This is a genomic window from Vulcanimicrobium alpinum (assembly GCF_027923555.1).
Lineage (GTDB): Bacteria > Vulcanimicrobiota > Vulcanimicrobiia > Vulcanimicrobiales > Vulcanimicrobiaceae > Vulcanimicrobium > Vulcanimicrobium alpinum.
On sequence record NZ_AP025523.1, the window covers coordinates 1,851,817 to 1,865,573 of the forward strand.

Consider the following 13,757-nt stretch of genomic DNA (forward strand, 5'->3'; position numbering starts at 1 on the left):
GTCACCACGCAGCAGTTGGCTCCCGTCACGTCCGCCGGACCGTCGCGTCCGGCACCGTCCTTCGCGCCGTCGCCGCATGCGGTGGCGCGCGTATCGCGAACGATCGCCTTCCGCCACGACGTCCTTCCCCTCAACGTCGTCGACGGCGTCCTCGTCGTCGCAGTCCCCAATCCGGCCGACGAGCTCGTGCTGGACGCTTTGCGCGCGGCGACGCGTTTGCGGGTGCGGCCCTTGCCGCTCGCCCGCGACCTGATTCGCGAACAGCTGCGAATCGCGTACGGCGAGGCACCCGATGCGAGCGCGGAGAGCGCGCGGTCCGCCGACGCGCCCGCGGTGCGCGCGGTCGATCTCCTTCTCGCGCGCGCCGTCGCGGGGCATGCCAGCGACGTGCACATCGAACCGCAAGCGGGCGGCGGCGGACGCGTCCGCCTCCGCATCGACGGGATCCTGCGCGAGATCGAACCGGTGCCCGCCGACGTGTTCGCGGCGTTCACGTCGCGGTTGAAGCTGCTTGCGGGGATGGACATCGCCGATCGGCGGCAGCCGCAGGACGGACGCTGCGGCATCCCGTTCGAAGGACGTGAGATCGACGCGCGTGTCGCGTCGCTGCCGAGTGCCGACGGCGAGAAGATCGTGGTCCGCCTCCTCGACCGCTATGCGTCGGCCCCGGATCCGCGCGAACTCGGGATGCGCGGCGCGCTGCTCGAACGGTACGCCGCCGCGGTGCGCGCGCCGTGGGGATTCGTCGTCGTCGCCGGGCCGACCGGCAGCGGGAAGACGACGACGCTCTACGCCTCGCTCGCGCAGCTCGACGCGACGTCGCGCAACATCTGTTCGGTGGAAGATCCGATCGAGATGCGGCTCCCCGACGTGACCCAAGTGCAGGTCAACGTGCGCGCCGGGATGACGTTCCCGATCGTTGCGCGCGCGTTCATGCGCCAGGACCCGAACGTGGTCATGATCGGCGAGATGCGCGACGCGGAGACGGCGGCGGTCGCCGTCTCAGCATCGCTCGCCGGCCAGATCGTCTTCACCACCCTGCACGCCAACGACGCGCCGCGCGCGATCGATCGCCTCGTCGAGCTCGGCGTCTCGCGGCACTCGCTCGCAGCGGCGCTGACGGCCGTGGCGGCGCAGCGGCTGGTGCGCAGGCTCTGCGAGCAGTGCCGCGCGCCGGAGCCGATTCCGCCGGCCGTGCGCTCCGCGGTCGGCGGCGCACCGGAGAGATGGTACGTTGCGGGCGGCTGCCGGACGTGTGCCGGAACCGGCTACATCGGGCGCATCGGCGTGTACGAACTGATGCACGTCGACGACGGCGTCCGCGACGCGATCGCCACCGGCGCGTCGAGCGTTCAGGTCGCGCAGCGTTCCGCGCTTGCCGGCTATCGCGCAATGGTTGAGGACGCGCTCGCCAAGGTCTTCGCCGGGACGACGACGTTCGAGGAAGTGCAGCGGGTCGTCGGGTGGGACGGGCCGCGATGAGCCTGGGATCGATTCGCGTCCACGACCTCCTGCGCGCGGCGCGCGCCCGCCGCGCGAGCGACGTCCACTTCGGCGGTCTCGAACGCCCGGCGCTGCGCGTCGACGGACGGCTCGTCGGCGGCGACGCAGCGCCGATCGACGACGCGGCGGCGCGCGACTTTCTCACCGAGACCCTCGTACCGGAACAGCTTGCGCGGCTCGACGCGCGCGGCACCGCCGACGGCGGAGCCGCGCCGGGTGCCGCGGGATCCCCGTATCGAGTGCACGCGTACCGGCACGCCGGCGGCGTGCGCGTCGCGGTCCGGCTCCTGGCCGAACGCATCCCGAGCCTCGATCAGCTCGGCCTCCCCGCGGCCGTCGCATCGCTCGCCGCGCGCGGCGCGGGGCTCGTGCTCTTTACCGGCCCGACCGGCAGCGGGAAGACGACTGCGCTCGCGGCGCTGATCGACCGCATCAACCGCACCGCCGAACGCACGATCTGCACGATCGAAGATCCGGTGGAGTACGTCCACGTCCCGGCGCGCTCCCTGATCACGCAGTGCGAGATCGGCCGCGACGTCGCCGATTTCGACGAGGCGCTGCGCGGCTTCTTGCGCGCCGATCCGGACGTCATCCTCGTCGGAGAGATGCGCGATCGCGCGACGATGGAGGCTGCGCTCACCGCGGCCGAGACCGGACACCTGGTCTTCGCGACCCTCCACACCAACGATGCCGCGCAGACCGTCGATCGCATCATCGACGCCTTTCCGCCCGAAGCGCACGCGCAAGTCCGCAGCCAACTCGCCGCCGTGCTGGCCGCGATCGTCGCGCTGCGCCTCGTGCCGCGGCGCGACGGAGCGGGCCGGCGCGCCGCCGCCGAGATCCTCATCGGAACCGATGCCGTTCGCGCGCTGATCCGTGAGGGCAAGACGCACATGCTGCGCAACACGATCGTGACCGGGCGCGCGAGCGGGATGCAGACCCTGGAGACGCATCTCTGCGAACTGGTCGTGCGCGGCGAAGTGACGCTCGCGGACGCACAGGCCGTGTCGTCGCGGCCCGCGGAGGTGCGCGCTTTCGAGCGGAGCGCATCGTGAGCGTGCCGGTCTTCCGTTACGCCGCGCGCACCATCGAGGGCGAGCTGGTTCGCGGTACGACCGAGGCGGAGTCCGTCGACGCCGTCCTTGCGGGCTTGCGCACGCGCGCGCTGTTCGTCACGGCCGTCGACCGCGAGACCGCGATCGCGCGCGGCGTCGGACGTTCGCTGCGGGCCGGAAGCCCGCGCCGGCGCGCGCTACTAGCGTTCTTTCGCTCGTTCTCGACGCTCGTCCGCGCCGGAATTCCGCTGCGCGGGGCGCTCAAGGTCGCGATCGAGCGGACGTCCGATGCGGCCCTGCGCGAAGCGTTGCGGTCCGTTCTCTCCGACGTCGAGCACGGCGCCTCGCTGAGCGACGCAATGGGCAAGCGCAGCCGTGCGTTTCCGAAGCTCTACGTGGCGATGATCCGCGCGGGCGAAGCGGGCGGCATCCTCGACGACGTGCTCGAGCGACTCGCGACGCTGCTCGAACGCGACGCGGAACTGCGCAAGAAGGTCCGCGCGGCGCTCGCGTATCCGGTCGTCGTCCTTCTCGCGGCATCAGGTCTGGTGCTGTTTCTGATCGCGCGCATCGTCCCCGCCTTCGCGCAGATGTTCGATTCGTTTCACGTCGAGCTTCCCGCGTCGACTCGCCTGCTGATCGCCGCCGGCGAGTTCTTGCAGCAGCCGGCCGCGTGGGCCGGAACGCTCGGCGGCGCCGCCGCACTCGCCCTCGCAACGCTGGCCCCCGCGCGCACCGAACGCGGGGCAGCCCTGCTCGATCGCGTGCGTCTGCACATCCCGGTCGCCGGTCCGCTGCTGCACAAAGCGATCACCGCGCGGATCGCGCGGATGTTGGCGACGCTGCTGCGTTCGGGGATCGAGCTCGTCGGTGCGATCGCGGTCGTCGTTCCCGTCGCGGGGAGTCCGACGTATGCCGCGGCCCTCCGACGCGTCGACGTCGCGCTGCGCGAAGGCGACCCGCTGACGGTGCCGCTCGAAGCGTCGCGACTCTTCGATCCGCTCGCCGTCGCGCTGATCCGCGTCGGCGAAGAGACCGGTCAGCTCGACGAGATGCTGCTCAAGATCGCTTCGTATTTCGAAACCGACGTCGAGGCGGCGATCGCGACGCTCGGCGCCGTGATGGAACCGGCGCTCATCTGCGCGCTCGGCGTCGTCGTCGGATTCATCGTGTTCTCCGTGTTTTTGCCGCTGTACGCTTTGATCGGAAACGTCTCCAAATGATCTGCCGCCACGAGGCGCTCACGCGCTATTGCTCCGACCGCAGCGTCGACCATCGCAACGCCGTGATCGACGCCTATCGCTATCTGTGCCGGCGCGGCGCGAAGAAATTTCTACGCGCCGGCAGCGACCGCGCCGACCTCGAACAGGTCGCCGCGGTCGGACTCATCAAGGCGGCCGAGTACTATCGCGCCGAGATGCGCACCCCGTTCGATGCCTACGCCTGGATCATGATCGTCGGCGAACTGATGCACTACGTCCGCGATCACGAGCGGCTCGTGAGGATCCCCCGCCCCCTGCGGGCGCTCGAGAAGCGGTTCCTCGACGCGTGGGACGCGTTGTGCGCAGCCCGCCATCGCGAACCGACCTCGGCCGAGATCGCCGCGGTCCTCGGGGTCTCGATCGAAACGGTGACGGAGCTGCGCGCGCTGCGGCGCACCGAACACGTCGGCCTCCCGGAGCCGTCGTCGACCGACGGCCCCGAACGCGTCGACCTGCTTGCCGACACGAGCGCGATCCCGCTCGAAGACCGCGTCGCGCTCACCTTGGCGCTGGCCGAACTCGGCGAGCGCGAACGCACGATCGTCCTGGGCACCTACGGCGCCGGGCTCACCCAGGCCGAACTCGGGAAACGCCTGGGTCTCTCGCAAAGCCACGTCTCGAAACTGCTCGCACGCGCGCTCGGGAAGCTGGGCCGCCGCGTCGCCTGAGGGCACCACGGGACGGCCGCGGCGCGTGGCGAACGGCTCCTGGTCGCCGCGCCGCGCGCATTCGTCCCGGAGGATCTCGTTGCTCACCCAAACCGACCGCTACCAACTCGTCAACGCCGACGGCAAAGCCGTCGTCGATCTGCCGATCGAACACGGCACGATCGGCAGCGACGCCGTCGACGTCCGTCATCTCCTGGCGGATACGGGTCTGGTGGCGTTCGATCCGAGCTTCGGGTCGACGGCAAGCTGCCGCTCGTCGATCACCTACATCGACGGCGACGCGGGCGTCCTGCTCTATCGCGGCTATCCGATCGAGGCGCTCGCCGAGCGTTCGACGTATCTCGAAGTCGCGTACCTGCTCCTCTTCGGCGAACTCCCCAGCGCGGCACAGCTCAGGACGTTCGTGCACGACATCACGTATCACACGATGGTGCACGAGCAGATCTCGCGCTTTTACGGCGCGTTTCCGAAGGACTCGCATCCGATGGCGGTCCTGCTCGGCGTCGTCGGCGCCCTCTCCGCGTTCTATCCCGACAGCACCGACGTCTTCGATGAAGACCAGCGCCTGATCTCGGTGTACCGGCTGCTGGCCAAGATGCCGACGATCGCGGCGATGGCGCACAAGAACTCGATCGGCCAGCCGTTCGTCTATCCGCTCAACCGGCTCGAGTATTCCGAGAACTTCCTGCACATGATGTTCTCGGTGCCGGCCGAGCCGTACGAGATGAACCCGGTCTTCGCCAAAGCCCTCAACGCGCTGCTGATCATTCAGGCCGACCACGAGCAGAACGCGTCGACCTCGACGGTGCGCACCGTCGGCTCGAGCCGCGCCAACCCGTTCGCCTGCATCGCTGCCGGGATCGCGTCGCTGTGGGGTCCGCTGCACGGCGGCGCCAACGAAGCGGTGCTCACGATGCTTCAAGAGATCGGGACGCGCGAACGCATCCCCGAGTTCATCGCAAAGGCGAAAGACCGCAACGATCCGTTCCGTCTGATGGGCTTCGGCCACCGCGTGTACCGCAGCTACGATCCGCGCGCGAAGGTCATGCAGAAGATTTGCGACGAGCTGCTCTCCGAACTCGGCGACGGCGACGATCCGCTCCTCGCGCTCGCGCGCGATCTCGAGAAATCGGTCCTCGCGGACGACTACTTCGCCGAGCGCAAGCTCTACCCGAACGTCGACTATTATTCGGGGATCGTGATGCGCGCGCTCAACATCCCGACCGCCATGTTCACGCCGATCTTCGCCGTCGCGCGCACGGCCGGATGGCTCGCGCAGTGGACGGAGATGATCCAGGATCCCGAGCAGCGCATCTCGCGCCCGCGTCAGCTCTACACCGGACCGCTGCGCCGCGACTACGTCCCGCTCGACCAGCGCCCGTAACGCCGAGACGCGGATGGCGCTGCGCTCGGGCGGCCGCGTGCTCGTCGACGTGCTTCGCGCCAACGGTGTCGAGCGCGTCTTCTGCGTTCCGGGCGAGAGCTACGTCGCCGTCCTCGATGCGCTCTACGATGTCCCGCAGATTCAGGTCGTCGCGTGCCGCCACGAGGCGGCGGCCGCGAACATGGCGGAGGCCTACGGCAAACTCACGGGGCGGCCCGGGATCTGCTTCGTCACCCGCGCGCCGGGCGCGACGCACGCGAGCATCGGCGTGCACACCGCGCGCCAGGATTCGACGCCGATGCTGCTCTTCGTCGGGCAAGTCGGGCGCGTGATGCGCGACCGCGAGGCGTTTCAGGAGATCGACTACCGGCAGGTCTTCGGCGGCCTGGCGAAGTGCGCGACCGAGATCGACGACGCGCGGCGTATCCCCGAACTCGTGACGCGCGCCTTTGCGACCGCCCTAGCCGGACGCCAAGGCCCGGTCGTCATCGCGCTTCCCGAAGACATGCTTCGCGACGAGGTCGACGTCGCGGACCTCCCCGCAGCGACGCGCAGCGTCGCCCACGCCGCGTCCGCCGACGTCGCCGAAGCGCACGACATGCTCTCGCGCGCGCAGCGTCCGCTGGTCATTCTCGGCGGTTCCGGTTGGGACGACGACGCGCGCGCGGCGATGCAGGCGATTGCGCGGCGCGACGCGTTGCCGGTCGCGTGTTCGTTCCGGCGCCAGCATCTCTTCGACAACCGCGACCCGCACTACGCCGGCGACCTCGGACTCGGGCCGAACCCGGCGCTCGCGGCGCGGGTGCGCGACGCCGACGTGATCCTCGCGATCGGGGGGCGGCTCAGCGAGATCCCGACCTCCGGCTACACGCTGATCGAGGCGCCGCGCCCGAAGCAGCAGCTGATCCACGTCCATGCCGATGCAAACGAACTCGGGCGCGTCCTTCAGCCGGCGCTCGCGATCAATGCGGGAGCGGCGGAATTCGTCCGCGCGTTCGCCGCCCTCCCCGCGCTCGATGCCGCGGCGTGGCGCGACCAGACGCGAGCCGTGCGCGCCGCATACGAAGCAAACCTGATCCCCGGTCCGTCGACGGCCGCACTGGATATGGCGGACGTGGTGCGATTCCTCGACGCACGCCTCCCGGATGACGCTATCCTTTGCAACGGCGCGGGGAACTACACGACCTGGCTGCACCGCTTCTACCGCTACCGGAACTTCCGCACGCAGATCGGTCCTACGAGCGGCGCGATGGGCTACGGCGTTCCTGCGGCGATCGCCGCGAAACTGCAGCATCCCGAGCGCATCGTCGTCGCGTTCGCGGGCGACGGTTGTTTTCTGATGAGCGGGCACGAACTCGCGACTGCGCGGCAGTACGGCGCGAACATCATCGTCATCGTGGTGAACAACGGGATGTACGGCACGATCCGGATGCATCAGGAACGCGCGTACCCGGGACGGGTCATCGCGACCGACCTGCACAACCCGGACTTCGCCGCCTACGCGCGCTCGTTCGGGGCGTACGGAGCCGTCGTCGAACGCACCGCCGAATTCGCTCCGGCTTTCGAGACCGCGCTCGCCGCAGGCGTCCCGGCGCTGCTCGAACTGCGCACCGACCCGGAATCCATCACGCCCCGCACCACGCTCACCGAAATCCGCGACGCTGCCTCATCCGGCTTGCGCGGCGGCAGCCGCGCGTAGCGTCACGACGCGGCCGTCTGCGCAATATGCTGCGCGAGATATGCGGCGTCGTCGCCGACGCCGAAGAGCGTCCCGGACTTGAACGTGTGCATCCAGTGCAGCCCGAGAAAGTAGAGCCCGGGAGCGGAGGTGACACCGCGCTGCTGCACGGGAGTTCCGCGGTCGTCGAAGATCGGGAGGCGAACCCAATCCAGATCGAAAGCGTATCCCGTGCACCAAATCACGGACGCGACGCCGGCGTCCTTGAGGTCTAGTGACGACGGGGTTCGGAAGTCACGCAAGCGCATGGGGACGGACGGTTCGAGATCCGCTTCTTCGAACTCATCGTCGCGCGCATCGCGCACGTACGCCTCGACCGCCGCGTCGAAGTCGGCCGCACTGCGATCGGCGAGCGCCAGTACCTCGTTCACGTCGTCACGAAAGGCCAGCGTCGAGCCGGCACCCTCGGTGACTCGTCCCAAGAGGACCATGCCGTCGCCGGCAAACCGGCGCAGGTCGATATCGTGCCCGCCGTCGACTCCGGTGATCACCACCGGCGGCGGCATCACCCGCCCCGGAAAACTGTCGAGCGTCCGATCGAAGCGGCCGGTGGCGACCAGCCAGAACATGATGTCGCGCCCGCGATAGCGGCGCCGCACCCGCTGGTGACGCCCGACGGAAAGGTAGACGCGGCGATTGCTGCGGTGCAGCTCCTCGGCAATCTGGCAACCGGAACTGCCGGTTCCAACGACCAGCACCGCACCAGGGGGAAGCTGGGCCGGATCACGATACGCGCTCGCGTGAAGCTGCGTGATCTCGGGGGAAAGCGTCATGCTCACGTCCGGGAGCCGGGGCCGCTGAAACGGACCGGTCGCGAGAACGACGCGCTCAGCTTCGATCGCTCCGTCCCGGTTGCGATGCGGTAACGTCCGGATCTCTGGTTGCGTTCGACCGCACGAACCGTGACGCCGCACCGGACCGGCGCCTCGATCAGCGCAGCATAATCGTCGACGAAGCGCGCGATCTCGGTGTGATGCGCGAACGCATCCGGTGCACTCCCCCGGTAGGCAACACCGGGCAGGGAAAGCGACGAATTCGGAAACTGGAAGCACAACGACGCCCAACGCTCCGAGCGCCAGCGTTCGCCGACCCGGCTGCGCTCCAAAATGACGTGTTCGCGTCCGCTCTCGCGCAAATAATAGCTCATCGCAAGTCCGGCTTGTCCGCCGCCGACGATCACCGTGTCGTGTCGATCCGTCATGGTCGACTGCACCGCATGTCCACGGCAACGGCGTTCTACGGCAGCGAGAGCGGGCGATAGCGGAGGCGGTGGGGGCGGGCGGCTTCTTCGCCGAGACGCTTCACCTTGTCAGTTTCGTACTCGTGGTAGTTCCCTTCGAAGAACTGCACGCGCGAGTCGCCTTCGAACGCGATGATGTGGGTCGCGATGCGGTCGAGGAACCAGCGGTCGTGGCTGATGACGAGCACGGTTCCCGCAAACTCGCCCAGCGCGTCTTCGAGCGCGCGCAGCGTCTCGACGTCGAGGTCGTTCGACGGCTCGTCGAGGAGCAGCACGTTCCCGCCTTCGAGCAGCGTCCTCGCGAGGTGCAGGCGTCCGCGTTCGCCGCCCGAGAGCGTGCCGACGGCCTTCTGCTGATCGCCGCCCTTGAAATTGAAGCGTCCCAGATACGCGCGCGACGGCATCTCGAACTTGCCGATGGTCAGGATATCGCGCCCGCCCGTTACATCGTCGAAGACGGTTTTCGTGTCGGCGAGCGACTCGCGGCTCTGGTCGACGACGGCGAGCTTCACCGTCGGACCGATCGCGATCGTCCCCGCGTCGGGCTGCTCTTTGCCGGCGATCATTCGGAACAGCGTGGATTTCCCCGCACCGTTGGGTCCGATGATCCCGACGATCGCGCCCGCCGGAATGCGGAAGTTCACGTCATCCATGAGCAGCCGGTCGCCGTACGCTTTGCGCACACCGGTGAACTCGATGACCTGATCGCCCAAACGCTCCGCGACCGGGATGAAGATCTCTCGTGTCTCGTTGCGCTTCTGATACTCGTAACTGGAAAGTTCCTCGAAACGCGCAAGTCGGCTCTTGTTCTTCGATTGACGGCCCTTCGTCCCCGAACGAACCCACTCGAGTTCGCGTTTGAGCGCCTTCTGACGCGCCGACTCCTGCGCTTCTTCCTGTGCCAGGCGCTCCTGTTTCTGATCGAGCCAGGAACTGTAGTTGCCCTTCCACGGGATCCCGCGGCCACGATCGAGCTCCAGGATCCACTCGGCGGCGTTGTCGAGGAAGTAGCGGTCGTGCGTCACCGCGACGACGGTCCCGGGGAAACGCTGCAAAAATTGTTCGAGCCACTCGACGCTCTCCGCGTCGAGATGGTTCGTCGGTTCGTCGAGGAGCAGCATGTCGGGCTTCGAGAGCAGCAGGCGGCACAGTGCGACGCGCCGCTTCTCGCCGCCCGAGAGGGGGCCGATCGCCGCATCCCACGGCGGGAGCCGCAAGGCGTCGGCCGCGATCTCGAGCTGCTGCTCGAGGTCGTCGGCGCCTTGCGCGAAGAGCTGTGCTTCGAGCGCTGCCTGTTCGTTGGCGAGCTTTTCGAAATCGGCATCGGGCTCGCCGTAGGCGGCGTAGACTTCGTCGAGCCGTTTGCGCGCCGCGAAGAGCGGCGCGAGCCCTTCTTCGACCGTCTCGCGCACCGTCTTGGCCGGATCGAGCTTCGGCTCTTGTTCGAGATAGCCGATGGTGATGTTCGGCATCGGGATCGCGTCGCCGTCGATGTCATGGTCGACGCCCGCCATGATGCGCAGCACGGTCGATTTCCCCGCGCCGTTGAGCCCGAGAATCCCGATCTTCGCGCCGGGAAGAAAACTCAGCGAGATGTCTTTGAGGATCTGACGCTTCGGCGGCACCATCTTGCCGACCCGATGCATCGTGTACACGTACTGCGTCACGGCCGCCCTGTCTTGGGCGCGCGGCTGCGAAGGTCCCGGTGGGCGGCGAGGCGGAGGAACGCATCATGCAGCAGCACACGGTTGTGGGCGGCGGCGGCCTCGTGTTGCGCGCGCTCGAAAGCGGCGATCCGCAAGGTGTGCCGGTCCTGTTCCTGCACGGCTGGTCGCAGCGCGCGGCGTCGTGGGAACGCCAGCTTGCATCGCCTGCGCTCGCGCATCTGCGCCTGGTCGCTCTCGATCTGCGGGGACACGGCGAATCGGAGAAGCCGGCCTCGGGCTACGACGACGGCGCGCTGTGGGCCGCCGACGTCGCGGCGACGCTCGACGCGCTCGACCTGCACGGAGCGATGCTCACCGGCTGGTCGTACGGCGGGTACGTCATCGCGGACTATCTGCGCCATCGCGGCCAGGACGCCGTCGGCGCGATCCACTTCGTCTCGGCCGGCACCGGGATCGGCATCGAGACGCCGTACCGCTTTCGCGGCAACGCCTGGAACGGCGTCCTCCCGGCTGCGTTCAGCGACGACGCCGGGGAAGCGGCTGCGGCGATGCGCACGTTCGAGCGCAACTGCTTCGCCGCGCGACGCGACGCCGACGAACGAGCGATGCACGCGAACGGCGCCGCGACGCCGGGCGCCGTCCGCAAAGCGCTCTTCCGCCGCCGCATCGACAACGACGACGTGATGGCGTCGATCCGCCTTCCCACGCTGGTGACGCACGGCGACGCCGACCGCGTGATCGACATCGAGACCGGGCGTCACATCGCGGCGATCGTGCCGGGCGCGCGGCTCTCGGTGTACGCCGGAATCGGTCACGTCCCGTTCTGGGAAGATCAGCCGCGTTTCGACGCGGAGTTGGCGGCGTTCGCGGCCGGCCTCGCGGGACGCAGTGCGTGAGCGTCCCCGTCGACCCCGTGCGGCGGCCGCGCGCTCGGCCCCGGAACCGCTTCGTCATCGCGATCGTCGTCGCGCTGCTCGCGGGCCTCCCGCTCTCCGTCTGGCTCGATCTGTGCTCGATCTCCGAATCGGCGCTGCGCACGCAGGCGAACGATCTCAACGTCGCGGTCACCGGGATCCGCAGCTTTTACGCCAGCGACGTCGTCGGCCGCGTCCTCGCATCGCACGGGAAGACGGTGGTGACCGATCGCTACGCGACGATCCCGGGGGCGATCCCGATCCCGGCGACGTTCTCGCTCCAGCTCGGTGCGGTGATCGGCGAGCACCAGCGCAACTTCGCGTACAAGTTCACCTCCGACTATCCGTTCCGCCGGCGGATGCACCCCCCGCTCGACGCGTTCGAACGCGACGCACTGCACGCACTGCGCGCCGATCCGACGCACGAGATCAGCAGCGCGACGCAGACCGGATTCACCGAGCAGGTGCGCGTCATCGCGCCGATCCGGATGGGCGCGACCTGCGTCGCGTGCCACAACACGCACCCCGACAGCCCCAAACGCGACTGGAAGGTCGGCGACGTGCGCGGGATCCAGGAACTGACCGTCACCCAGCCGATCGTCACCAGCCTCTTCTCGTTCCGCTATCTGCTGGTCTACTTCGCGATCGCCGCCGCGACCGGCATCGCCTTCATCCTTCTGCTGCGCCGGCAGACCGAGGAACTCACGGCGAGCTACGTCTTTCTCTCGTCGATCTCGAAGAAGATCTCGCGCTACCTCGCACCGCAGATCTACGACGCGATCTTCGCCGGCCGCGCCGACGTCACGCTCTCGACGCGCCGCAAGAAGCTGACGATCTTCTTCTCGGACATCAAGGACTTCACGTCGACCACCGAGCGCCTGCAGCCCGAAGAGCTGACGGCGCTGCTCAACGAGTATCTCACCGAGATGTCGACGATCGCGCTCGCCCACGGCGGCACCATCGACAAGTTCGTCGGCGACGCCATCCTCGTGTTCTTCGGCGACCCGGAGAGCCGCGGCATCGCCGAGGACGCCGCGGCCGCCGTGAAGATGGCGATCGCCATGCAGGCCCGCATCGCGGAGCTGAACGCCGAGTGGCGCCATCGCGGGATCGAATCGCCGTTCCGCGTGCGGATGGGGCTCAACACCGGATACTGCAACGTCGGCAACTTCGGCAGCGCCGACCGCTTCGACTATACGATCATCGGGGCGGAAGCGAACCTCGCGGCGCGTCTGCAGTCGATCGCGAACGCCGGCGAGATCGTGCTCAGCTACGAGTCCTACGCGCTCGTGCGCGAACTCGTCATCGCGCACGCATTGGCGCCGATCACCGTCAAAGGGATCAGCCGCGAGATCGTTCCCTACGCGATCGACGGTCTCGCCGGCAGCGCCGGCGCGCGCGGCGGCATCTACAGCGCACATGCAACCGGAGTAGACTTGTACCTCGACGTCACCGCCCTCGATCCCGCCACCGCGGAACGGACCCGCACCCTCCTCGCGGACGCGCTCGCCGCGCTCGAACGCCGTAACGGCGCGCCGGGCAAGGAGGGCGGCCGTTGAGCGCGCCCGCCGGGGTCATCGACCTCCACGGCCGCGTCGCGTTCGTCACCGGCGGCAATCGCGGGATCGGCGCGGCCGTGGTGCGCGCGCTCCACCGCGCGGGCGCGGAGGTCTTCTTCACCTATCGCAGCCGCGCCGAGGAGGCGCGCGCATTGTGCGAGCAGCTCGGCGGCCGCGTCGCGACGCACCGGCTCGACGTCGCCGATCCCGCCGCGCTCGCACCGGCGATCGACGCCTGCGTCGCGCACTTCGGCCGGCTCGACGCCCTCGTCAACAACGCCGCGATCTTCGAGGAGAACCGGTTCGACCGCGACGACTTCGACGCGTGGCGCGCCGGCTGGCGGCGTACCTTCGACGTCAACCTGTTCGCCGCAGCCGACCTGGCGTTTCTCGCGATGCGGGCGATGCGTTCCGCCGGCGAAGGGACGATCGTCAATATCGCATCGCGCGCCGGCCATCGCGGCGAACTCACCTTTGCCGACTACGGCGCGTCGAAAGCGGCGATGATCAACCTCACCAAGTCGATCGCGCGCTCGTGCGCGCGCGACGGGATCGTCGCGTTCTCCGTCGCGCCGGGCTTCGTCGCCACCGAGATGGCCGCCGCCGATTTAGCACGAAACGGCGACGCGATCGTTGCGGAGATTCCGCTGGGCCGCGTCGCCGATCCCGACGAGGTGGCGCACGCCGTCGCGTTCGTCTGCACGCCGCTGGCCCGTCACTTGAACGGTGCGACGCTCGACGTCAACGGCGGCTCGTACGTTCGCTAG

At 68.8% G+C, this 13,757-nt stretch carries 10 protein-coding genes and 1 pseudogene; 9 read left to right on the top strand and 2 right to left on the bottom strand.

Going from position 1 to position 13,757, the window contains the following annotated elements:
* The first annotated feature begins 15 nt into the window (after window positions 1-15).
* From WPS_RS09545 to WPS_RS09570, 6 genes are all read left to right on the top strand, one after another.
* Complete coding sequence (locus WPS_RS09545; protein ID WP_317994277.1) at window positions 16-1,482, top strand: GspE/PulE family protein; 1,467 nt, start codon at window positions 16-18, stop codon at window positions 1,480-1,482.
* Complete coding sequence (locus WPS_RS09550) at window positions 1,479-2,558, top strand: type IV pilus twitching motility protein PilT (protein ID WP_317994278.1); 1,080 nt, start codon at window positions 1,479-1,481, stop codon at window positions 2,556-2,558. The genes WPS_RS09545 and WPS_RS09550 overlap by 4 nt, the downstream gene beginning before the upstream one ends.
* Window positions 2,555-3,781 carry a type II secretion system F family protein gene (locus tag WPS_RS09555; protein ID WP_317994279.1) on the top strand — a complete coding sequence of 409 codons (1,227 nt, stop codon included), beginning with the start codon at window positions 2,555-2,557 and terminating at the stop codon, window positions 3,779-3,781. The genes WPS_RS09550 and WPS_RS09555 overlap by 4 nt, the downstream gene beginning before the upstream one ends.
* A complete protein-coding gene (locus WPS_RS09560; RefSeq protein WP_317994280.1) occupies window positions 3,778-4,488 on the top strand; it encodes a sigma-70 family RNA polymerase sigma factor in 711 nt (236 codons plus the stop codon). The genes WPS_RS09555 and WPS_RS09560 overlap by 4 nt, the downstream gene beginning before the upstream one ends.
* A gap of 79 nt (window positions 4,489-4,567) precedes the next feature.
* On the top strand, window positions 4,568-5,872 hold the full coding sequence (locus WPS_RS09565; protein WP_317994281.1) for a citrate synthase: 1,305 nt from the start codon (window positions 4,568-4,570) through the stop codon (window positions 5,870-5,872).
* A 13-nt stretch (window positions 5,873-5,885) separates the two neighbouring features.
* A complete protein-coding gene (locus tag WPS_RS09570) occupies window positions 5,886-7,571 on the top strand; it encodes a thiamine pyrophosphate-binding protein (protein WP_317994282.1) in 1,686 nt (561 codons plus the stop codon).
* A gap of 2 nt (window positions 7,572-7,573) precedes the next feature.
* On the opposite strand, the pseudogene WPS_RS09575 reads toward WPS_RS09570, so the two are convergent.
* Together WPS_RS09575 and ettA are read right to left on the bottom strand one after the other, a co-directional pair.
* Window positions 7,574-8,839, bottom strand: a pseudogene (locus tag WPS_RS09575) (flavin-containing monooxygenase); the annotation flags it as partial.
* 7 nt (window positions 8,840-8,846) lie between these two features.
* A complete protein-coding gene (ettA, locus tag WPS_RS09585) occupies window positions 8,847-10,517 on the bottom strand; it encodes an energy-dependent translational throttle protein EttA (RefSeq protein ID WP_317994284.1) in 1,671 nt (556 codons plus the stop codon).
* A 65-nt stretch (window positions 10,518-10,582) separates the two neighbouring features.
* Here ettA and WPS_RS09590 point away from each other — a divergent pair, with 65 nt between their 5' ends.
* The 3 genes from WPS_RS09590 to WPS_RS09600 are packed head-to-tail and all read left to right on the top strand — an operon-like array spanning window position 10,583 to window position 13,757.
* Window positions 10,583-11,413 (top strand): alpha/beta fold hydrolase, encoded by an 831-nt coding sequence (locus WPS_RS09590; protein ID WP_317994285.1) that lies wholly within the window; start codon window positions 10,583-10,585, stop codon window positions 11,411-11,413.
* On the top strand, window positions 11,410-12,990 hold the full coding sequence (locus tag WPS_RS09595) for an adenylate/guanylate cyclase domain-containing protein (RefSeq protein WP_317994286.1): 1,581 nt from the start codon (window positions 11,410-11,412) through the stop codon (window positions 12,988-12,990). The genes WPS_RS09590 and WPS_RS09595 overlap by 4 nt, the downstream gene beginning before the upstream one ends.
* Entirely contained in the window at window positions 12,987-13,757 is a 771-nt protein-coding gene (locus WPS_RS09600; protein WP_317994287.1) for an SDR family NAD(P)-dependent oxidoreductase, read from the top strand. Before WPS_RS09595 ends, WPS_RS09600 begins: the two co-directional genes overlap by 4 nt.

Bases quoted from the DNA above. Each gene is read 5' to 3' on its own strand.
- WPS_RS09550 (WP_317994278.1), top strand. From the start codon at position 1,479: ATGAGCCTGGGATCGATTCGCGTCCACGACCTCCTGCGCGCGGCGCGC.
- WPS_RS09560 (WP_317994280.1), top strand. From the start codon at position 3,778: ATGATCTGCCGCCACGAGGCGCTCACGCGCTATTGCTCCGACCGCAGC.
- WPS_RS09570 (WP_317994282.1), top strand. From the start codon at position 5,886: ATGGCGCTGCGCTCGGGCGGCCGCGTGCTCGTCGACGTGCTTCGCGCC.
- WPS_RS09590 (WP_317994285.1), top strand. From the start codon at position 10,583: ATGCAGCAGCACACGGTTGTGGGCGGCGGCGGCCTCGTGTTGCGCGCG.